Here is a 21,025-nt window from a genome sequence, read left to right on the forward strand (position 1 = left end):
TTCAAGTTACCCGCCCGCCGAGAACGAAGTTACCCAAGGTGCATCAAAGCCAAACCACAGAAGTATGCGACGAGAAAACCTAGTAAAAACAATGCCAGTCAGGCTTAACTGACTGGCATTAACGTCAAGCGTGGCCTTTTTTTTTACCCCCGTTATCATAGCCACAAGCACGGCAACACGAAAAACAGAACAACAATGAAGAAATGGTATCTGGCCTACTGCAAACCCAAGGAAGAGGCCCGCGCCCGCGCCCATCTGGCAGCCCAGGGCGTTGAATCCTATTACCCCATGGTCGAGATTGAAAAACTGCGGCGAGGCAAGCGCGTGCCCCAGCGCGAGCCCATGTTCCCCAACTATCTCTTCATCTACGTGGATCTGGAAGAGGTCACCCCGGTCACCCTGAAATCGACCCGGGGCATCAGTCGCATCATCCACTTCGGCAAGGAGTGGACCCCCGTCAGCAGCCAGCTGATCTACCGGCTCATGAGCCGGGACGACAGCGACGAGGCGCGCGCCAGCTATGCCCGCCTGCCGACCCAGGGAGACAAGGTACTTATCGAATCCGGCCCCCTCGCCGGGTTTGAAGCCATCTATCTGGAACCGGATGGCGAAAAGCGGGCCATCCTGCTGGTCAACCTGCTCAACCAGGAGACCTGCAGCAGCTTCGAAAACCAGGCCTTCCGCCGCCTGGAGTGACCCGTCCTGCCGGCAGAAAGAGCCACAGGGCAGTACACAAGACACCATCCCCCAGCTTCCGAACGGTCAGGACCGCACCTGCGGCGTGCATCCTTCCACCACCAGGTTTTCGGGCCGAAAAAAACGGGGCAGACCCAGAGGTCTGCCCCGTTTTTCTCTCACTTGCGTCAGGCATCCAGTTCGAAGCGGCTGATGGCCGATGTCAGTCTCCCGGTCTCCCGGGTCAGGCGGGCGGCGATCTGCTCCCCCTGCTGGCCATGCTCGCTGGACTGATGGCTGAGCCCGGCAATCTCCTCCACCGTGCCCGCCACCTCCTGCGCCGCCCTTGACTGCTGCTCGGTGGCGGTGGCGATGGCGGCAAGCTGGCCGCTGAGATCCTGCACCAGCGTCGCCATCGACTCCAGAGTCTCGGTCACCGAGGCCACGGCGCCGCGCCCCTGCTCCACCAGCAGGGTGCCGCTGCCCACGGTATCCGCGGTCTCCCGGGTCTGCTGCTGGATGCTGGCAATGGTCTGGTTGATCTCCATGGTCGATGCGCTGGTGCGGCTGGCCAACTGCCTCACTTCATCGGCCACCACGGCAAATCCCCGTCCCTGCTCACCGGCCCGCGCCGCCTCGATGGCCGCATTGAGTGCCAGCAGATTGGTCTGCTCGGCGATAGTGGCGATCACTTCGGTGACCCTCCCCACTTGCTCGCTCTGGCTGCTGAGCTGCGTCATCGCCTGGTTTGCCTGGGCAATCATGGCACCAATCTGCGCCATGGTGGTCCCCATGCGGGCGAGGGCCTGCTCTCCCTCCCTTGCCTGTTGCTCGGTCTGGCGAGCCGCTCCCGCCGCGTCCGCAATGTTGCCCGCCACATCCCGGGTACTGACCGACATCTGCTCGATGGCGGCTGCCACCGCATCGAGCCGCTGGTTCTGGCTCGCCAGATCATCCACGATGGCATTGGTGGTCTCGCCCACCTCGCGGCCAGCCCCTTCCACCTGACCGACCGCCCCCTGGATCTCCCCCACCAGCTCGCGCAACTGTACCGACATCCGGTTGATGGAGCCCGTGAGCCCTCCCAACTCATCCTGACGAAGCACGGGCAAAGGGGTGACGGGGAGGCGGCCATCGGCCACCAGGCCCGCCCGTTTCACCAGGCTGGCGATGTCCCGGGTCAGGCGCCGGCTGAACAGCAGGGCCACCAGGGTGCCCAGCAGGATGACACTGGTGGTGGCGAGCAGCAGGGTGCGGTGAATGGTCTGACTGGCGGCCGCCATCTCCCCCGCCATCTTGTCCACCTCGGCACGGGTATGGGTCACCTGGGTCGCCAGCTGATCCGCCAGCCGGGTCAGGGCGGGCTCTATCTCGGTGGCCATCAGGTGGTTGGCCCTGTCCCAGTCCGGGGCCTGGCGCTTCTCGATCACCTGACCGACCAGCTCTGCAAAGGGGGCTGACATCTCTTCAAAGAGCGTCCAGAGCCCCTTTTGTGCCTCGGTGAAGTTGGCCTCTTGCTGTTTCAGCTCGGCCACCCGCTGCTGGTGAAACTGGTAGTAGTCCCGGTACTTGTCCAGGTACTCCTTCTCCCCCGAGATGAGGAAATCCCGCAGGGCGGAGAGCGCATTGCCCAGGCTGTTGTAGGCATCCCCCACCTGCTTGAGCAGCAGGCGCCTGTCACCGGGCAACGTCGCCTGGGGCGTCGCCACCTCTTCATTGGCAAAAGACTGCAACTGATCGAGGGCCGACTCCGCCAGAGGGCCGGCCTCCAGCAGCATCAGGGTGTGGGCGGGCAGGTTCTCTTCGGTGTGAGCCAGGGCCCACACCTGTGACTGTGCCCCCTTGAAATCCTTGAGTGCCCGGGTCAGGTCGGGGGTGAAACGCTGGCGCTCGATGGCGTGCCAGGCCTCTTCCCACTCCTGCTTGATGCGATCACCCTGTGCCGGATCCTTGCCGAGGATGAGATAGGCCCGCAGGGATGAAACGGTGGCAATCAGGGCTTTCTGGCTCGCCTCGTCCCGCTGCAGGGCGGGCAGGGCCTGGGCCAGCAAGGCATCTTGCGAGCCTTCGATCCGGCCGAGCTGATGATAGACAAGGGCGGAGGAGAGAATGATGAGCAGGTTGATAAAACAGAAGCTCAACAACAACTTGCTTGATATTTTCATGGCCATCCTTGGAATTCGTCGGGCATCCTGCCCGGGATTAGCATCTGATGAGCGCGGGCAAACGAGCCTGCCAACCCTGATGCCATCCCAGCAGCTCCTCACGGGGCATGGGACGGGCGGAGAAGAAGCCCTGGCATTGATCGCACCCCAGCTTCGCCAGCAATTGCCAGGTCGCCTCATCTTCGACCCCCTCGGCCACCGATTTCAAGCCCAACTTGCGAGCCAGCTCGATGCTGGACTCGATGATGGCTAGGCGAGAGGGATCTTCATAGCAGCGATCCACGAAGGATCTGTCCAGTTTCAACTCGGTAAAGGGGAGCAGGGCGAGCTGCTGCATGGAGGAGTAGCCGGTCCCGAAATCATCGATGGAGAGACCAAAACCGTGCATCCGCAAGCGGGTCAGCACCTCCAGCGACTTGCCGAGATCCTTGACGAAGGCGCTCTCGGTCACTTCGAGGGTGATGAGCTCGGGGTTGATGCTCCAGCGCTGGCAGTGGCTGAGCAGGGTGTTGCACAGATCCCCCTCGATGAGGGAGGTGGTAGAAAGGTTCATCGACAGGTTCAGGGAGAGCCCGGTCTTCTCCCACAGGTGGCCGTCCCGCAGCGCCTTGCCGATGATCACCTCGGTGAGCGGGTCGATGAGCCCGTTGTGCTCCGCCAGCGGGATGAAACGGGCTGGCGAGATGAGGCCATATTCGGGGTGCTGCCAGCGGGCAAGCGCCTCCATGCCGAGCCACTCCCCGTTGTGAAATCCCACCTTGGGTTGATACCAGGGCAGCAACTGGTCCTGATCCAGCGCCCGGCGCAGCTCATCCAGGGTCAGGTGATAACCATCCTCTTCCTGGCTGCGCACCTGCTGGGGCCGCCAGGCACCGATGAGCTGCGCGATCTGCTGGGGAGACGCGGGTTTCTCGATGCGCCCCAGCACCTGCAGGCCATAGGCCCGGCTCATGCGCAGCACGGCATCGACCACGTCATCCTCCAGGGCGCTGCACAGCACGATGCCGCCGCGGAACCCGCCAAGGGAGAGGCGGCGCAGCAGCGCCATGCCATCCATGCCCGGCATACGCAGATCGCAGAACAGGATGTCGACCCTGTGGTGCTGGCACTGTGCCAGCGCCTCCTCCCCGTCCTGCGCCTCCAGCAGGTTGCCGTAGCCCAGTCCGCGGATCTGGTGCATCAGGGCCTTGCGCTGGAAGTTGTGATCCTCCACCACCATGATCGCCAACTCATGCCGTGCGCTATTCATCGAGCCATAACCCCGTTTCACCTCTGATAGAGTCCATCAATGCCTGTACCGCCCTGGCCAGGTCATCGAGCTTGTCCAGTTGTTTCAATCTGGCCGCCGCCTCCAGCCGGGCTGCCTCCTCTGCCAATGCCTGCTGTCCTACCATGCGCGCGGCCCCCTTGATGCGATGTGCCGTCTCCACCAGCGCCTGGGTATCCTGGCTGGCCAGCGCCAGCCTCATGTCCTCGCCATCCTGCTCGTTGGCTTCCAGGTATTCGCTGGCCATGCTGCGTGCCACCGCCTCATCCCCGAACAGGGTCAACCAGCTTATGCCTGGCAGTTGAACCCTGGCTTGCCGGGGCGCCTCCGAGGCGAGCTGTTCTTCCTGAGTCGGCAACCAGCGTCCCAGGGTCTGGCTCAGGGCATCCAGGCTGTAGGGCTTGAACAGCATGTCGTTCATGCCGGCATCACGCATCTGCTGGCTCGCCTCCTCAGAGGTATCGGCCGTCACCCCGATAATGGGAGCACTGTCCCCGGCATCCCGCAAGGCTCGCGTGAGGGCATAGCCATCCATCACCGGCATGTGGCAGTCGGTCAGCAGCAGGGCGAAGTCCTGCCCCTGCCAGGCGCGCAGCGCCTCCTCGCCATCTTCCACCACCTCGGACTCGAGCCCCAGGATAGCGAGCTGTCTCGTCAGCAATGCCCGGTTGACGGGGTGATCATCGGCCACCAGCACCCGCCCCTTGAGCTTCTCCCCCCTCCATCCCCATCGACTGGCTCGCCTGCTGGTTGAACAGTGACTGGCAGGTTTCCAGCAACAGATCGGGATAGAGAGGCGATTGTCCCAGTCGCCACCAGGCGTCACCACCCATGCGTCCCCGCAGGGCCTCATGGGGAGAGAGTACTATGCCCTTGAGGTTCGAACGCTGCAAACAGGCCAGCCAGTCACTGCCAAGGGCCTGCTCCAGGTGATTCTCCTGCGCCAGCAGATGCCCCTCGAGGGGCTGCTGCCAATGGTGTGCCTCCATGCGAACCAGTCTGGCGCCCAGCCTGGCCATCACCGATTCCAGCCCCTCATCCTCCCCAAACCACCACCATACCTGGCCGGTCAGGGGCGGCGCTTCCCACTGGCACTCGGCCAGAGGCAACGTGAAAGTCACGCAGGTGCCCATTCCGGGGGTACTCTCCAGGGTCAGGCTCCCCCCCATTTTCTGGGTGAGTTGATGACAGATGGCAAGCCCGAGCCCGGTGCCGCCAAACCGGCGGTTGGTGTCGGACTCCACCTGCTTGAACGGGATGAAGAGGGTGCGCTGCTGCTCCAGGGCGATGCCTATCCCGGTATCCCGGATCCGGAAGGCCAGCCGGTCGTCTTCATAATCCACCTGGATGGCGATCGCCCCTGCCTCGGTGAACTTCACCGCGTTGTTCAACAGATTGGAGATCACCTGCCCCACCCTGATCCCGTCGATACAGGCCAGATCCGGCACCGTCTTCCCCCACCGCAGCGTCACAATGAGTCCCTTGCCATAGGCCAGGGCCGCATGTCCCCGGATGACATCGCAAATCACCGAGGTCAGGCGGCAGTGATGGGGATGCAGTTGCAACTGCCCGGCTTCCATCTTGGAGAAGTCCAGGATGTCGTTCACCAGATAGAGCAGGTGGTTGGTGGAGGTCGAGATATTGCGCAACATGTAGCGCTGATCGTCATCCAGCGGGCTCATTTGCAGCAGCTCCAGCATGCCGTGCATGCCGGAGATGGGAGTGCGAAGCTCATGACTCATGGTGGCGAGGAAGCGGCTGCGCGCCTGGGTCGCCTCCTCCGCCACCCGCCTGGCCTGGCGCAGCTCCAGCTCCTGGCGCTTGAGCTTGGTGATGTCCTGCACCACGCCGTTCAATATGACCCCTTCAAGCCCCTCCTGGTGAACGAAATGACCACGGATCTGCAAATAGCCCGCCTCCCCCTGGCGCCGGATCTCCACCTCGAGATCCAGCGGCTGCATGCTCAGGGCATGACGATCCACCGTGGCCACGAAGTCCTGGTGCGCCTTGCCTGTCAGCCCCAGGATGGAGGCACCGGTGACCGCCATGCCGGCATGCTCCTCTTCGACCCCCACCATCTCCCTGACCCCTTGCGAGGTGTAGAGGAAGTGCCCCTTGCCCGGCCCAAGCCAGTGATACTGATAGACCAGACCCGGCATGCTGTCAGTGATCTGGGTCAGCCGGGTCTGCGCCTCCTGGGCCGCAAACCGCGCCTGCTCCAGCTCGGTCACGTCGGTCAGCACGGTCAGGATCCCGAGCCGCTTGTCATCGGGCCCCGCAAAGAGCCGCTTGGTGTAGATCATCTGGTGCAGGCGATCGTCATCAAACCGGATCTCGCCCCGGCCATGAAGCTCCTCTCCGCTCTCCCAGACGCTGGCATCCTCCTCCATCACCCTGGTGCGGATCGACTCGGGCAATCGATCCTGGAGCAACCGCTCATAGGAGCCCGTCAGGTTCTCCCCGCCGAGAAACATCTGCCGATACGCCCGGTTCGTCATTGCCACTTCATAGCGCTCGTTGGTCAGCACCACCTGGTTGGGCAGGGCATCCAGCATCATCTGGACAAACATCAACTGCTCCTCGAGCCGCCGCTCGGCCTCCCGCCGCTGGCTGATCTGGCGGCGCAACGTCCGGTTCCAGCCCATGAACAGCAAGAGGCAGAGCAGGAAAATGCCGCCACCAAGGGAGGACCAGAGCAGCACCGTCTTCGGATCCAGTCCCGTCTGTATGGTCAGGGAGAGCCACTCTTTCTCCAGGGCGGAGAGCTCGTCGGGGGGAATGGCGATCAGCACCTTGGTGAGGATCTGCTGCAGCATGGGGTCCTGCAACTGGGTCGCCATGGCGATGGGTACCCGCAGGTCGCTGCCGGAGAAGACCACCTGGTAGCGGTCGCTGAATCCCTTTTGCAGCGACTGCTCCAGGGTGGTGGTGCTCATCAGCACATAGTCGACCTTCTGCTGGTCCAGCAGGGGCAGCAATTCGGCATCGCTGGCCACCGGCACGGCGATGGCCCCCACCTCGTTCAGCAAGACCTGCTCCACCGAGCCCCCTACCATGCCCACCCTGTGCCCTTTCAGTGCCCTGGCGGCGGTGAGCTCGGCCATCCCCTGCCTCGCCACGACCACCCGGTTGATCGACGCGTAGTTGGGGGTAAAGCGGGCAAACTGCTGACGCTCCGCGGTGGGAGTCATGGCCGGGATGAGATCCAGCTTGCGATCCTGGAAGAGCGCCATGCTCTGGGCCCAGCTCCGGGTCGGCACCAGGGTGAACTGGAGCCCGGCACGCTGGCTCATCAGTGTCAGCAGATCGGCAATGAGCCCCTTGAGCCGCCCCCTGTCGTCCACCTCGCTCATCCCGGGCCAATCCGGAGCAACCCCGTAGCGGATGACCGGATGTGCTTGCAACCACGCCTGCTCCTGCGGATTGAAGACGATCTCCCTGCTCCTTTTCACCAGGGCATAGTCGAGGATGTCCCCCGCCTCCAGAATGGCGCGACGCTCGAGGGGAGAGATATCCTCGAGGGCCCGCTCCAGCAATCCCTGCAAGACATCATTCCTGGGTGCCACGGCCATGGCGAGGGAGGTATCCCTCATCCAGTCGATCCTGGCCAGCGCCATGCCCGCCATGGCTTGCAGCCTGTTCAGCATGGGCAGCTCGGCCAGATAGGCATCCGCCTTGCCCTCCTTGAGCATGAAGATCGCCTCGTCCCGGCTGTCGGCCGTGATCAGGTTCGAGATCCCCAGGCGCAGCAGCTCATCGCAAGCGCTGACACCGAAGACGCAGACCCAGCGCACCCCATAGGCCTCTTCCAGAGAGAGGCTCTACCGCCCCCCCGTCAACAGCACGGCCCGGGGCATTGCCATCAGCTCGGAGGTAAATTGCATCTGCAGGGTGCGGGTCGGGCTCGGAGCCACCCCGATCAACATGTCGACCTTGCCATCCAGCAAGGCCTGCTGGACCGCCGCATTGTTGGCATACGCACGGTAGCGAAGGCTCACTCCCAGCCTGGCTGCAATCTGGGAGGCGAACTCATCCAGGGGGCCGGTGAAATTGCCGCGCCCATCGGTATAGACATAGGGTGGCCAGGCCGCCGAAGGCATGCCGACGACCAGTTCATCATGGGTGGCAAGCCAGTGCAGTTCGTCCAGGGTGAAGTTGCTCTGGTCCAGTTGCACCGGCGCAGCCGCAACCATCAGGCTCCAGAAAGCCAGACCACATAGCAGGATGAGACGACAGCAGCGGCGGAACATTATCAACTCCCATACGAAACGGAGGGGGATCATAGAGTGTTTGGCGCAATGTGCGACAACTAAATTGAGACAATGCTCATCAGGAAAGAAAAATGGCAGGCCCAGGCCTGCCATCCACCAGGTCGGGGGCCGGGCCCCCTCCCATCAGGTTATTCGGTTCCCGAGCCGGAAACCGGTTTGAAACTCCCGCTCACGGATGTGGGCGATCTGCACTTCCTTGCCTTCCAGCCCGATGTCTTTGAGCAGGGCAGGTGAAAGATGCAGGTAGCTGACGCGACGCTCCAGCCGGGTGATCCTTTTTTGAACCAGGGTCTCTACGTGGCGCAGCAGGGCGAGTTCGATAGACATAATATTCTCCAGTTGAACGTGCGGTTCCCCCGGAGAGAGGTGATCACCCTGCGGGACAACCGCGGGTGATGAAAAAAGCAGGTGTTACCTGTCCCCTCCACGCGGCAAATAAAGAGCACGAGTCTTCGCGCTGCCAGAGCAGCGATCGAACGCAACGTTGAACATGGAATGTTGCATGGTCGTCTCCTTACCGTGTGAAAGTTGAACAAGTTGCCGCAGTGTAAAAAAACACCGAATTTTACGCAATATCTCTCCCACCCATATGGGTGGAATGCGGCCAAAAAGAGGTTCAGTCAAATCCCTGACAACAGCCGGAACTCCTCCAGCGCATAGGTATCCGTCATGCCGCTCACATAATCGAGCAGCAGCCGCACCCGGTAGTACCACTCCTGCTCGCTCTCCTTTTCGAAACGGGGATCCCGGCTCGCCACCGCCAGCCGGTACGCCTTGAGGTGGCGGGCAGAGAGGCGGTGGAACAGCCGCCGGGCAAAGAAGAGCTCGCTCCCGCCGTTGCCTGCGAGCAGCCGCTCGAACTGGCTGGCGGGCAGGGCCAGCAGGCAGGCGTAGGTGGAGAGCACCCCGCGCAGGGCGGCATAGCCTTCCAGCTCCAGCGCCTCCACCTCCGGGCGCATGAACACCAGCTCGCGAGCCACCCGCTTGAGGGTATCGAGTACCCGGGCTGCCGGAGCCTGACCGTGCAGCAGCGCCTGGGGATAGGCCCCGCTCAGGATCTGATCGTGCTCGGCCACATAGGTATGGGCGGCCAGCGCCACCAGATCCCGGGTCAGATGCTGGCGAAAATGGGGGAAGAACCCCCGACCGGAGGCAAGCGCCTCATCGAGCAGATCGGCCATGTAACCGCCCTCGTCCGCCTCGCGCAGGGCTGCCAGCAGCTCGCTCTGGGTGAGGATGCGCCTGTCCACCGCATCCTCGAGATCGGCGATGCAGTAAGAGATGTCGTCCGCCGCCTCCATGATGTAGACCAGCGGATGACGGCACCCCTCGGCCAGCCCCAGGCTCTGGCCGAGGGCACGATAGAGGGGTTGTTCGCTGAAGAAGATGCCGCGCTTGCTGGTCCAGCCGTGGTGCTGACCATAGCCCTGTGGATGGTGCAGGCCCGGCAGGGGCTGCTGCGGGTATTTGCACAGCGCCGCCAGTTGCCCCAGGGTGAGGTTCAGCTCATGGAGGCTGTGCACCAGTCGCAGGCTCTGGGCATTGCCGTCAAACACCAGCAGATCCTGGCGAAGGGTTGCCCACTGGGGGCTCGGCAACTGGTCGTGGGCACGGGCGAAGAGGCCGTCCAGCTCCTGGGCAAGCCACTGACTCATCACCTGCTCGCCGAAATGGCCAAACGGCGGGTTGCCGACATCGTGCAACAGGCAGGACATCTCCACCAGATTGATGAAGGCCCCCTCGCACACCACTCCGGCTGGCAACGCCGCCAGGATGCGGCGACTGATCTGGCGACCAGTCTCCTGCACCTCCAACGAATGGGTGAGGCGGCTGCGCACCGAGGCTTTCACATCGAGCGGGAAGACCTGGGTCTTCTGCTGCAGGCGGCGCACCGGCGCCGCCTGCACGATGCGGGTGCGGTCCTGCTCCGTCGCCTCCAGCAGGTCTTCGTCTCCCCAGGGGTGAATGCGCTCGGGGGGGATCAAACGGTCATACATGTCGTGGCTCCTTGCCTGAGGCGTCGTGTCTACGAGAGCAGCCAGCGCCGCAGGCGGGCGATGTCACCCGGGTATTCCCGGCGCAGGGTTTCAATCCAGTCCTCCACGTTCTCCCACCAGGCGGGGTGTTCCGGGCTCTGGATGAGCTGGGCCGTCTGCTGCAACCGGCGCAGGCCGATGGAGCCCGCCGCCCCCTTGATCTTGTGGGCCTCCTCCACCACACCGGCCTGATCCCTGGCAATCATGTTGGAGTCGAGCACCGCCATGTAATCCGGCATCATCTTCTCGAACAGCTCGACGCTGGAGAGCAGCACCGGCTTGCCGACCGTGCTGGCGTAATCGGTGAGGAAGGGCAGATCCAGCAGGGCATCCTGATGGTGGACATCGTCCTGCTCGTCCGCCTCGTCCCCGGCAAGATCCGCAAACAGGTGGCCTATCACCTCCCGCACCGCCTTGGAGCCCAGCGGCTTGTTGATCACATCCTGCATGCCGTGATCCCGGTAGTACTGGCGATCGCCGGTGGCGTTGGCGGTGAGCGCCACCATGGGGGGCAAGCTGTCGCCGTAGCGCGCGAGCAGTTGCTCCGCCACATCGAACCCCGTCATATCCGGCAACTGGATGTCGAGCAGGATCAAGTCGAAATCATCCGGGTTGGCCATGGCCAGCGCCTCTGCACCATCCCGCGCCACCTTGACCTGATGGCCGAGCTTGTTCAGCAGAGCGCAGGCCACTGTCACGTTGAGCTCCACATCCTCCACCAGCAGGATATCGAGGCAGGGCATCTCGGGCTCCGGGGCCGCGGCCCTGGGCTCGACGCAGTCCACCTCCAGCTCGGCGGTGAAGCAGGCGCCTTCGCCCGGGTCGCTGTCCACGTAGAGCTGGCCGCCCATCGCCTGCACCAGCTGACGGGAGACCGCCAGCCCGATGCCGGTGCCGGTGGCGTGCTTCTTGCCCTGCACCTGATAGTACATGGCGAAGATCTTCTCCTGCTGGGCGCGGGGAATGCCCACCCCGGTGTCTTCCACCTCGAAGTGCAGCGCCAGCTTGCCCGGTTCATCAGCGGCGTGGGCGAGACAGCGTATGGTGACGCCCCCTTCATCGGTGAACTTGACCGCATTGCCCACCAGGTTCCACAGCACCTGGCGCAGCCGGGTGCCGTCCGCCATCACGAACTGGGGCATGTCGCCGTCCCGGTCGAAGTACAGGTAGAGCCCCTTCTGCTCCGCCTGGATGCGCGACAGCGTCTCCAGCTCGTCGAGGAAGGCGGGCAAATCCAGCGGAGCCGGCGCAATCTCCAGCCGACGACGGTCGAGCTTGTCCAGATCGATGATGTCGTTGAAGATGTTGCCGAGCGTCACCGCGCTCAGGTGGATGGTCTTGAGCTGCTGCTGCTGTCTGGCATCGAGGGGCGTATCCATCAGCATCCGGCTTAAGCCGACGATGCCATTGAGCGGGGTGCGCAGCTCGTGGCTGATGGTGGAGATGAAGGTGGTCTTGTCCCGACTCGCCTTCTCCAGCTTGTCCTGGTACTGCTTGCGCTCGGTGATGTCGCGACCAAAGCCGAGCAGGCCGAGCCGCTTGCCGAAGCGGTCGAAGAAGGGCACCTTGCGCAGCTCGAAGTAGGCCTTGCGGCCATCGGGATACTCCAGCCACTGCTCATAGGTGAGCGGCTCGTTCTGGGCGAAGACCTGCTTGTCGGTCTCCACCACCTTGCTGGCGATGTCGTGCTTGTAGACATCGAACGGGGTCAGGCCGATGAGTTCCGCCTCCACCTTGCCGGTGAGCTCCTCCATGGCGCGGTTGCAACCGGAGAACTGCTCGTCCTCGTTGCGGTAATAGACCAGATCGGGGGAGCAGTCGATGAAGGAGCGCAAGAGGGCGGTACGCTCCCCCAGATGCAACTGGGCCTTCTCCCGCTGGAACACTTCGTTTTCGAGATCCTCGATGGCTTGCTGGCGCAGGGTCTCGGCCCGGTTGGTCTCGGCGATCTGGGCGTTGAGCCGGCTGATGTTCTCCTGCAACTGGCTGTTGAGCTCGAGATCCCGCTCGCGCATGTCTTGCAACTTGCGCACCATCCGGGTCAGCCGCTGGCGGGAGTCCTCCAGCTGATCCACCACGATGGAGAGAAAATAGACGGCCCAGGGGGTCACCAGCAGGCCGAAGAAGACAGAGCGCACCAGGTCGACGATGTCCACGGTGCCGCGCAAAAACAGGGTCACCCCCATCTGGATCGACACGGCCAGCACTATGATGGCGGTGGCCAGGAACATGCTGAAGCGCACCAGTCCCAGCTTGGTCATCAGGTCGACGTAATATTGCGCCCAGGATTTGATCTGCTTCATCTCGTTGTTTTCTCCCCTTTTCTTGCGCAAACAGGATACCAGTACGGCGCCATGAACTCTTGTCCGTCGCGTATTCAATTATTGATTAACGTCACACTCCGGCTGGGGTAGTATGCCTGCCATGCCTCAGTCAGCACCGGTTCCACCGGAATACCGGGGCGCACTGTCACCCTTCTCATTCGTTATGTCAGGAGCATACCCGATGCGAAATCATGTTCTGTTGAGCCTTGGCCTGCTGGTCGCCACCACCGCCCACGCCGATCTGGGGGAGATCCCCCGCCAGACCGGCTGGTCCGGTTTTCTGCTGGGCGGGGTCAATGCCGGCAGCCACAAGTCCAACTTCTATGCCGGTGACGACAGCAACAGCCGTATCGATGATCTGGGCTCCCCCGGCCGCGAAAGCGGTCTGAGCCCGCTGCTCAATGCCGATATCCGCTACACCTTCGCCGATACCCGCACCCAGGTCTTCCTCGGCAACCTCATCCAGGACGCGGTGCGCTTCGACTTGACCCAGCAACTCGGTCTGCGCCAGGAGATGGGTGACAAGGGTATCGTCGCCACCTCCCTGGTGTTCAACCTCATGCCGGTAGAAGTGTGGAGCGATCCCTTCGCCACCGGCGTGGATCGCAGCGCCACCGATCTCACCTCAAAAGGGGTGCGCTTTGCCTGGGACAGGATCTGGGGCAGCAACGTCTACGCCACCCTGACCAGCCGGGAAGTGGAGCTCGACGAGGAGCGCAGCGGCCAGCAATATGACCTGACCCACGGCACCCACTACGCCTCCATGCTGAGCCGCAACGGCAAGGTCCACGACCTGGCTGTCTCCTACCAGTACCACTTCGGCGGCGACCAGCTGCTGGAGCCCGCCTTCCTCTACAAGGAGGCCCGCCTGGACGGGAGTGCGGAGAGCTTCAAGAACACCGGTCTGCAGCTGACCTATGCCAAGCGCGCCTCCCAGTGGTCCATCGTGAGCAACCTCTACGCCGGCAAGCGCAAGTATGACGAGGCGAATCCCCTGTTCGGCCAGCGCGCCGATGCCAGCGAGTTCGCCCTCAATGGCACCTTCTTCTGGCACAACCTGTTCGGCATCAAACCCCTTGCCGCCACCTTCACCGCGGCCTACTCCAGCGCCGACTCCGACATCGACTTCTACGATGCCGAGGCGCTTCGCTTCAGTACCGGGCTGCTTTACAACTTCTGACCCGCCCCAAGCAAGAAGGCCACCCCCGGGGTGGCCTCTTCATTTGCACAACCCTCGACCATCAGATGCCGAGGGAATCCAGCAGATCGTCGTGCTCGTTGCTCGCCGGCGCGGCCGCCGGTGCCGGTTTGGCTGACTGCTTGGCCTGGGCGATCAGCTCGTCGGGATCCACCTCCTCCTGCACGCCGCCATCATGGATCCGGATAAACTCCGTCTTGTCCATGGCCAGCTCCAGATAGAAGATGTTGTTGCTGGCGGTGAAGAAGGTCACCCGGCGGGTCTCGGGATTGTCGAGGTTGGTGTCGACGCTCAGCATCACCTGCTTGTTGAGCGCCAGCATCTTGGGCTGGTTCTGGGTGATGTGGGTCTGCAGCTCACGCCCCACCTTGGTGGTGAAGCTGCCGACGATCTGGTTCATCAGCTCGCCCATGACGTTGCTCACCTCGTCCGAGGTGTGGGAGATGGCGAGATCCTCCTTGGAGAGCCCCATGCTCAGCATGTAGCTCTGGTAGAGCTCCATGGCCGCGGCGGCGGAGAAGTTGATCACCACCAGCCCGGAGAAGCCGCCGTCAAACAGCACGAAACAGCCGATGTCAGGCTTGAGGCAGGTCTTGCTGATCCGCTGCACCATGCCGGAGAAGCGCACCTGGGTCTGGGTCGCCGCACTCAATACGCTCGTCACCGAATTGCACAGGCTCAGCAGTACGTCCTCTGTGGTCAATACGGCATCATCCTCGGATCTTGTCACTATCATGGAACCTTCCTGCTGATCGAAATAATGGGGCTGTCACTCGTGTCGCCCATGTCACCATGCACCGACGCGATACGCTAACAGATTGCGTGATCCCGGTGCCCAAAGCGCGAGCCACCTCTCACTTGACTGGATTATCAGTCAGAAATGGCTGAAATCCATCCAGGGTAGCCAGACGGGTTTGCCAACTGGCAGCCGCCCCTTGCAAGGCCTGCTCCTCATAGGGAATGGCGGGACAGGCACCCCAGATGGGACCGGGCCAGGCCGCATCCGAGCTGAAGCGGGCCACATGGTGCAAGTGCAGCTGAGGCACCAGATTGCCGAGGGCCGCCACGTTGATCTTGTCCGGGCCGAGTGCCCGCTCCATCAGGGTGGCGACGGCGCAGGACTCCTGCATCAACTGCTGTTGCTGCTCGGGGGCCAGATGATGGATCTCCCGCAGGTTGGCGACCCGGGGCACCAGAATCAGCCAGGGATACTGGCTGTCTTTGGCCAGCAGGACGCGGCACAGGGGCAGATCCCCGAGTATCCGGGTATCCGCCTGAAGGCGGGGGTGCAATTCAAACATGGGGGCCTCGCTGATCAACATGGGCACATCGGGAATCAAAGATGTGCCCACGTTACTGCAACGGGGAGCAAACTTAAAGGCGCGGCACGGCCCAACCGATGAAGCGCTTGCGAAGCGCGGGGTCCGCCTGCAGGAAAAGCTGTTGCAACTGCCCTTCCAGGGCGCTGGCCGGCACGGAGGAGGCCCGGGGCGTCGCCACGGCGGCCGCAGTCACATCCGCCGCACCGGCGAGCACGGCAGGCCCCTCGCCACGGTTGTACTCCATCAGCCTGGCATGCCAGTCCATGCCGATCTGCATCCCCTGCACCATCAGCGTATCCTGGCGCACCTCGAGGGGCTGCCCCCCCGCCACCAGGCTCAGGACTGGGGCCCTGGCGTAGCGTTCCATCCCGGCCTCGTCCGCAGGCACGGGAGCCTGCAGGCGCACCGACTGCCCGCGGGCCTTATAGCGAAGCACCTGGGGCTCGGAGCGAACCTGGCGATCGTTGTCGCTGCTGTTGCGACTCGGGATCACCCCCTCGTAACGCACCAGCAGTTGCTGCTCCCCGTCGGCCAGCACGGCGTGCTGCTCGTCCTGCACCTTGCCTGCGCTCACCGCCAGGATCTGGAAATCCCGGGGCACCTCGACCCTGACCTCGGCCTGCACACCGCCGCAGCACAGCAGCGCAACCCCTGCCCAACCCTGATGACGATTCATTCCCTGACTCTCCTTTCGCGATGAAGGGCGCAGGGTAGCAGCCCCAGATGACAGAAAAATAACGGGATGCAGGCTCACCCCAGCAGATAATGGGGCCGCTCGGCAAACCACTGGGCCAGCACCTGCTTGAACAGCCGGATCTTGCGCGGCACCCGGCGCTGCTGGGCGTGCAGCACATGGATCGGGTGCAGTCCGGTCTGCCACTCCGTCAGCACGGCCACCAGCTCCCCTCGGGCCAGGCTGGCCTCCACCAGCATCAGTGGACACTTGGCAAAGCCCATGCCCGCCCGGGCCAGTTGCAGCAGGGTGCTGTAGTGGTTGGCCCGCACTCGCCCCTGCACCAGGATGTGCGCCTCCTCCTCCCCCTGGCGAAAGTGCCACTGCTCCCAGTCCGGGTTGTGGCCCTGCAGCAGGCAGGAGCGCCCCCCCAGCTCATAGGGAGTGGCGGGGATCCCCTCCCGCGCCAGCAGGGCGGGGCTTGCCACCACCACATCCTTGAGCCTGCCGAGCGGCAGGGCCACCAGGTTGTCGGGGATCAGCTCCATGGCCCGCAGGGCGATGTCATTCTCCCCCTGGCTCATGTCGATCATGGCATTGGTGAAGTTGAGCTCGACCTGGACGCCGGGGCAGAGCTCGGCAAAACGGGCGAGCAGCTCGCTCACCATGCGGTCCCCCGTACTGACCGGGCAGGTGAAGCGCAGGCGGCCGCTGTCCTCCTCGGTCAGGGCGCGGATCCCCTCCTCCGCCTCCCGGGCCAGGGCGAAGATCTCGCCGGCCTGCTGGTGAAGCACCCGCCCCGCCTCGGTCAGGCTGAGTCTGCGGGTCGTGCGCTGGAGCAGTTGGGCATTGAGGGCGGACTCCAGGGCGCTGACATGGCGACTCAGCATCCCCTTGCTCACCCCCAGGGCATCGGCAGCGGCGGAGAAACTGCCTCGTTGCACCACTTCATAGAAACTGGCCAGGTGGGTGATATCCATCATTAGCACCAATATGGAAACAATGGGTTCATCATAAGCGCTTTTTCTCCCTTTTTATCCCGCTATCATCAACTCATCTCAACCAGGAGCGATAGATATGAAGATTGTGATTGTGGGTGCCTCCGGCACCATTGGCGCCGCCGTCAGCGAACTGCTTGCCCAGGATCACCAGGTGATCCGGGTAGGTCACAGCCAGGGGGATGCCAGAGTGGACATGCGCGACCCCGACTCCATCCGGGCGCTCTTCGAGCAGGTCGGATCCTTCGATGCCCTGGTGGTCGCCAGCGGCAGCGTCGCCTTCAATGCCCTGACCGAGATGACGGACGAGCAGTGGCAGGTGGGGCTTCAGAGCAAGCTGATGGGCCAGATCAACCTGACCCGGGCCGCTATTGCCCACCTGAGCGACCGTGGCTCCATCACCCTCATCAGCGGCATTCTGAGCGAGGAGCCCATCCACTGGGGGGTGAGCGCCACCACCATCAACGGTGCCATCGAGCACTTCGTGAAAGGGGCCGCCTGCGAGCTGCCAAGGGGCATTCGCATCAACGTGGTCAGCCCCACCGTGCTGGAAGAGTCCATGGGAAAGTATGCCGACTTCTTCCCGGGCTTCGTGCCGGTACCCGCCGCCCGGGTGGCCCAGGCCTACAAGAAATCGGTACTGGGGGTACAGACCGGTCAGATCTTCCGGGTCAATGGCTGAGCGCTCCGGACAACCCAATGAAAACGGGCCCCGTCATGGGGCCCGTTTTGTCATCTGCGTTGCAAGTGCCTCCCCTGCCACCGGCAAACGTTTGTGCGCCTGCGGCAAAAAAAGCGGTCGGCCTCAGTCGATCAGGCCGTACTGCTCCCGCAGTACCTCGATGATCTCCTGCTTCGGATTGGCACTGCGTACCAGCGGCTGACCGATGATCTTCTCGGCGATCCCCACATAGGTACGGGAGATATCCATCATCACCTCGGTGGGCAGCTTGTTGTCACGGGCCAGGGCGAAGCGCTCGGGCATGCGGTTCTTGTTGAGCAGGATGTCCGGATCCGGGAAGTGGTTCAGCAGCCACTGGCGGAAGCCCTCTTTGGACTTCTCGATGATCTCGCCGCCGCGAAGGGCTGCGCCGTCCCAGATGCGGGAGCTGTCGGGGGTGCCCACTTCATCCATGTAGATGAGCTTCTCGCGACCGGCGGCATCGGTCACGTAACCGAACTCGAACTTGGTGTCGACGAAGACCTGATCCAGGGCAGCCAGCGCCTCGCTGATGACGTTGAAGCCCTCTTTGAGCAGCGCCTCGTAGCGGTCGATGTCCGCCGGGGAGCGGAAGCCGAAGGCCTGATGGTGGCGCTCGATGTCGCCGCGGGAGACGTTGACGTCGTCCGCTTCCGGCACGCCATCCAGCCCTTTGAGGATCCCCTTGGTGGACGGGGTAATGAGGATCTCGGGCAGCTTCTGATCCTTCTTGAGCCCTTCCGGCAGGGTGATGCCGCAGAATTCCCGCTCACCATCCTTGTAGGCACGCCACATGGAGCCGGTGATGTACTGGCGGGCAATGGCCTCGATCATCACGGGACGGGCTTTTTGCACGATCCAGACGAAGGGGTGCGGGATGTCCAGGATGTGGCTGTCCGCCAGCCCCTGCTCCTTGAACAGCTTGAACCAGTGGCTGGAGATGGCATTGAGCGCCGCGCCCTTGCCCGGCACGCCGTTCAGACCGTCCACCCCTTGCCAGATGCAGTCGAAAGCCGAGATGCGATCACTGATCACCATGAGGGCCAGGGGCGTATCGGCCGGCACATCATAGCCTTTCTCCCGAATGAGCCGGGCACTGTCTGCCGGGGTCAACCAGTAGACGCTGCGCACTTTGCCGGAATGGACAGGTTTATCGGTACGGATCGGCAAATCGTCGTTCACCGCCAATACTTGATCTGCAAGACTCATGGCTAATAACACTTCCTGTTGTGGGACTAGTTAGGCAGGGGCACCAGACCCCTGTCTGTGGGGGATTCACATCATCAGGTACTCAGGCCCGGGGCAACCGGCTCGGCACGCTGGCCCTGCGGCAACCCGGACATAACAAAACAGGGGCGCGAGGCCCCTGTTTCCATGCTTACTTCGCCCCCTGATCGGCCAAGCCCTTGGCAAAGGCCTCGGACAGGCTGATGTACATCTGGGAGATGACACCGGATGCGACAGGCTTCTTGTCCTTGTCGAACAGGGTGATGGAGGTCTTGCCGCCCGTCATCTCGCCGAGCTGGAAGCGATACTTGTCTTCCTCGAGCTTGAAGGGCTCCGCTCCCTTGGCCTTCCAGAACTCGCTGTCCGGCTCGTCGTACTCCACGTCGATCCAGCCCAGGGACTGCTGGGTATCCTTGATGGTGAAACCATAGGCAGGCAGCACCTGATTGAGGCGGCGCCATACCTGGTCAAACGACCCTTCGGCAATCCAGGCGCTCAGCTCGTTGTTGTCCAGACCCAGCTCCAGCCCCATGCCATCGCTGGACTTGTGCTGTTCACGGGCCTTGAGCTGCTTGTCGTAATAGAGGGAAAACTGGTTCAGGGCGCGGGTAGCATAACGCTGGGCGTCCGCCGGCGTCAGCACAGTGCTGGTCTCGCCGTCGATGGTCTCTTCGTGATCCAGCACCCGTACCGACATCTTGATGGCGTGGCGCTGCACATCGTTGCGCAGGGTGAACTGGTAACGCTGACGGATCTTGAAGTCATCGTCATCTTCCGCCCAGCCATCGAGCACCGCCGAGTTGTCAAACCAGCCGGTCTGCAAGACGCCGTCCTGCTGGTCCAGCTTCTCGGTGGTGACCTTGTGTTCGGCCAGGAAGTTCATCAGGAAGGCCCAGGTATCGCGCTCCACGCTCTGGGAAGTGCTGAGGGCATAGAAGGCGACGGTCGGCTCGCTGGCATTGGCCACCACCTGGCTGCCGGGCACCACGGTGAGCAACTGGGCGGGCGGACGCACGTCCACCTTGGCCCCGAGGGCGCCCTCACGGCTGCTCTCGGGCAGGGCCGGAATGTCGAAATTGCTGTTAAAGGCGGGGGTACTCAACCCGGCGGGCACAAGGAAGGCGCGGCCTTCGAGGCGGCTCTCTTCATACTCGAAGCCACGGTTGGCCATTTTGCGTTCCTGGGGTGAGCTGCAGGCAGCCAGCACGGCCACCGTCGCGACACTCAGTACCAGGCGCACTGCATTTCCCTTTCCATTTGCTTTAAACACTCGCCATCAACTCCGCAGTCGTCAGTGCTCGCGCCATCGCCGCTTCCCCCTCGGGGGTGAGATCGGTCAGGGGCAGACGCAAGGTCGCCGTCGCCATCAATCCCAGCCGGGCACAGGCCCATTTCACCGGAATGGGACTCGGTTCACAGAACAGAGTCTGATGCAACGGCATCAATCGATTGTTGATGTCATGAGCCTGCCCGGCATCACCGACCAGGGCAGCACGACACATGTCGGCCATCTGGGGCGCCGCAATATTGGTGGTGACCGAAATGACACCATCGCCCCCTTGCAGCATAAAATCACATCCGCTGGCGTCATCGCCACTATAAAGCGCAAAATCCGGCCCGCACAGTTCGCGCAGCAGCGGGGTACGGCCAAGATCGCCAGTCGCTTCTTTCAAACCTATGATGCCGGGCACCTTGGCCAGACGGGCCACCGTCTCGGGTTTGAGGTCACAGCAGGTGCGACCGGGCACATTATAGAGAATTTGAGGCAGACCACTAGCCTCGGCGATCGCACAATAGTGACGATAGAGGCCTTCCTGAGTGGGTTTGTTGTAATAGGGGGTCACCGAGAGACCCGCCACCACGCCCATGGTGGCGAAACGCCGGGAGAGGGCGATGGCGTGAGCAGTATTGTTGGAGCCGCAGCCCGCGATGACGGGAATGCGTCCGGCGGCGTATTCCACCGTCTTCTCAACCACGGCGATATGTTCCTGCTCGCTCAGGGTGACCGACTCTCCCGTGGTTCCCACGGCGACGATGGCGCTGGTCCCGGCATCCACATGATATTCCACCAGCGCTGCCAGACTGACCCAATCGATGTCGCCCGAGGGCAGCATGGGGGTAACGAGCGCAACAATACTACCGCGTAACATGGATAATTCTCCCGATTTT

General features: G+C 62.9%; 18 protein-coding genes. 3 read left to right on the forward strand and 15 right to left on the reverse strand.

The annotated features are described in order from the left end of the window. Positions 1–195 precede the first annotated feature (195 nt). Positions 196–696 (forward strand): transcription/translation regulatory transformer protein RfaH, encoded by a 501-nt coding sequence (rfaH, locus tag ACNPAA_RS13855; protein ID WP_010673182.1) that lies wholly within the window; start codon positions 196–198, stop codon positions 694–696. Between the two features lie 167 nt (positions 697–863). Here rfaH and ACNPAA_RS13860 read toward each other — a convergent pair whose 3' ends face one another. From ACNPAA_RS13860 to arcB, 8 genes are all read right to left on the reverse strand, one after another. Further along, positions 864–2,840, reverse strand: a complete 1,977-nt coding sequence (locus ACNPAA_RS13860) for a methyl-accepting chemotaxis protein (protein ID WP_417891830.1) — start codon at positions 2,838–2,840, stop codon at positions 864–866. Between the two features lie 37 nt (positions 2,841–2,877). Then, positions 2,878–4,089 carry an EAL domain-containing protein gene (locus ACNPAA_RS13865; protein ID WP_201872391.1) on the reverse strand — a complete coding sequence of 404 codons (1,212 nt, stop codon included), beginning with the start codon at positions 4,087–4,089 and terminating at the stop codon, positions 2,878–2,880. After that, complete coding sequence (locus tag ACNPAA_RS13870) at positions 4,082–4,798, reverse strand: response regulator (protein ID WP_223954416.1); 717 nt, start codon at positions 4,796–4,798, stop codon at positions 4,082–4,084. Before ACNPAA_RS13870 ends, ACNPAA_RS13865 begins: the two co-directional genes overlap by 8 nt. Continuing rightward, positions 4,788–7,901: an ATP-binding protein gene (locus ACNPAA_RS13875; protein WP_417891831.1), complete on the reverse strand. Its 3,114-nt coding sequence runs from the start codon at positions 7,899–7,901 to the stop codon at positions 4,788–4,790. Before ACNPAA_RS13875 ends, ACNPAA_RS13870 begins: the two co-directional genes overlap by 11 nt. Before the next feature lie 27 nt (positions 7,902–7,928). Beyond that, positions 7,929–8,357 (reverse strand): transporter substrate-binding domain-containing protein, encoded by a 429-nt coding sequence (locus ACNPAA_RS13880; RefSeq protein ID WP_234924966.1) that lies wholly within the window; start codon positions 8,355–8,357, stop codon positions 7,929–7,931. A 144-nt stretch (positions 8,358–8,501) separates the two neighbouring features. Then, positions 8,502–8,705: a hypothetical protein gene (locus ACNPAA_RS13885; RefSeq protein ID WP_041211124.1), complete on the reverse strand. Its 204-nt coding sequence runs from the start codon at positions 8,703–8,705 to the stop codon at positions 8,502–8,504. Positions 8,706–8,998: 293 nt separating this feature from the next. Further along, the gene (gene dgt, locus ACNPAA_RS13890) at positions 8,999–10,375 is read right to left on the reverse strand and encodes a dGTPase (RefSeq protein WP_043152541.1); all 1,377 of its coding nucleotides are present in this window, start codon (positions 10,373–10,375) and stop codon (positions 8,999–9,001) included. Positions 10,376–10,404: 29 nt separating this feature from the next. Continuing rightward, complete coding sequence (gene arcB / locus ACNPAA_RS13895; protein WP_201872393.1) at positions 10,405–12,717, reverse strand: aerobic respiration two-component sensor histidine kinase ArcB; 2,313 nt, start codon at positions 12,715–12,717, stop codon at positions 10,405–10,407. A gap of 202 nt (positions 12,718–12,919) precedes the next feature. Between arcB and ACNPAA_RS13900 the strand changes: the two genes are divergently transcribed. Continuing rightward, a complete protein-coding gene (locus tag ACNPAA_RS13900) occupies positions 12,920–13,918 on the forward strand; it encodes a DUF2860 family protein (RefSeq protein WP_201872395.1) in 999 nt (332 codons plus the stop codon). 61 nt (positions 13,919–13,979) lie between these two features. Here ACNPAA_RS13900 and ACNPAA_RS13905 read toward each other — a convergent pair whose 3' ends face one another. The 4 genes from ACNPAA_RS13905 to ACNPAA_RS13920 all read right to left on the reverse strand — a co-directional run bounded on the left by ACNPAA_RS13905 (position 13,980) and on the right by ACNPAA_RS13920 (position 16,911). Next, positions 13,980–14,672 (reverse strand): DUF3334 family protein, encoded by a 693-nt coding sequence (locus ACNPAA_RS13905; RefSeq protein ID WP_029313837.1) that lies wholly within the window; start codon positions 14,670–14,672, stop codon positions 13,980–13,982. A 118-nt stretch (positions 14,673–14,790) separates the two neighbouring features. Continuing rightward, a complete protein-coding gene (locus ACNPAA_RS13910; protein WP_039040966.1) occupies positions 14,791–15,237 on the reverse strand; it encodes an HIT domain-containing protein in 447 nt (148 codons plus the stop codon). Between the two features lie 73 nt (positions 15,238–15,310). Next, entirely contained in the window at positions 15,311–15,934 is a 624-nt protein-coding gene (locus ACNPAA_RS13915) for a DUF2057 domain-containing protein (RefSeq protein WP_408757409.1), read from the reverse strand. Positions 15,935–16,008: 74 nt separating this feature from the next. After that, positions 16,009–16,911, reverse strand: a complete 903-nt coding sequence (locus ACNPAA_RS13920) for a LysR family transcriptional regulator (protein WP_042016837.1) — start codon at positions 16,909–16,911, stop codon at positions 16,009–16,011. Between the two features lie 97 nt (positions 16,912–17,008). On the opposite strand from ACNPAA_RS13920, the gene ACNPAA_RS13925 reads away from it, so the two are divergent. After that, positions 17,009–17,611, forward strand: coding sequence for a short chain dehydrogenase (locus tag ACNPAA_RS13925; protein WP_102948889.1), 603 nt, complete (start codon positions 17,009–17,011; stop codon positions 17,609–17,611). A 123-nt stretch (positions 17,612–17,734) separates the two neighbouring features. Here the strand turns inward: ACNPAA_RS13925 and ACNPAA_RS13930 are convergent, their stop codons facing one another. From ACNPAA_RS13930 to dapA, 3 genes are all read right to left on the reverse strand, one after another. Continuing rightward, positions 17,735–18,838 carry a phosphoribosylaminoimidazolesuccinocarboxamide synthase gene (locus tag ACNPAA_RS13930; RefSeq protein ID WP_039040947.1) on the reverse strand — a complete coding sequence of 368 codons (1,104 nt, stop codon included), beginning with the start codon at positions 18,836–18,838 and terminating at the stop codon, positions 17,735–17,737. A gap of 169 nt (positions 18,839–19,007) precedes the next feature. Next, positions 19,008–20,126 (reverse strand): outer membrane protein assembly factor BamC, encoded by a 1,119-nt coding sequence (gene bamC, locus ACNPAA_RS13935; RefSeq protein ID WP_029313833.1) that lies wholly within the window; start codon positions 20,124–20,126, stop codon positions 19,008–19,010. Next, positions 20,119–21,006 carry a 4-hydroxy-tetrahydrodipicolinate synthase gene (gene dapA, locus ACNPAA_RS13940; RefSeq protein WP_201872397.1) on the reverse strand — a complete coding sequence of 296 codons (888 nt, stop codon included), beginning with the start codon at positions 21,004–21,006 and terminating at the stop codon, positions 20,119–20,121. The genes bamC and dapA overlap by 8 nt, the downstream gene beginning before the upstream one ends. Positions 21,007–21,025: the final 19 nt, after the last annotated feature.

It is taken from the genome of Aeromonas sp. PS2Canimalfood6, from assembly GCF_048276795.1.
Lineage (GTDB): Bacteria > Pseudomonadota > Gammaproteobacteria > Enterobacterales > Aeromonadaceae > Aeromonas > Aeromonas caviae.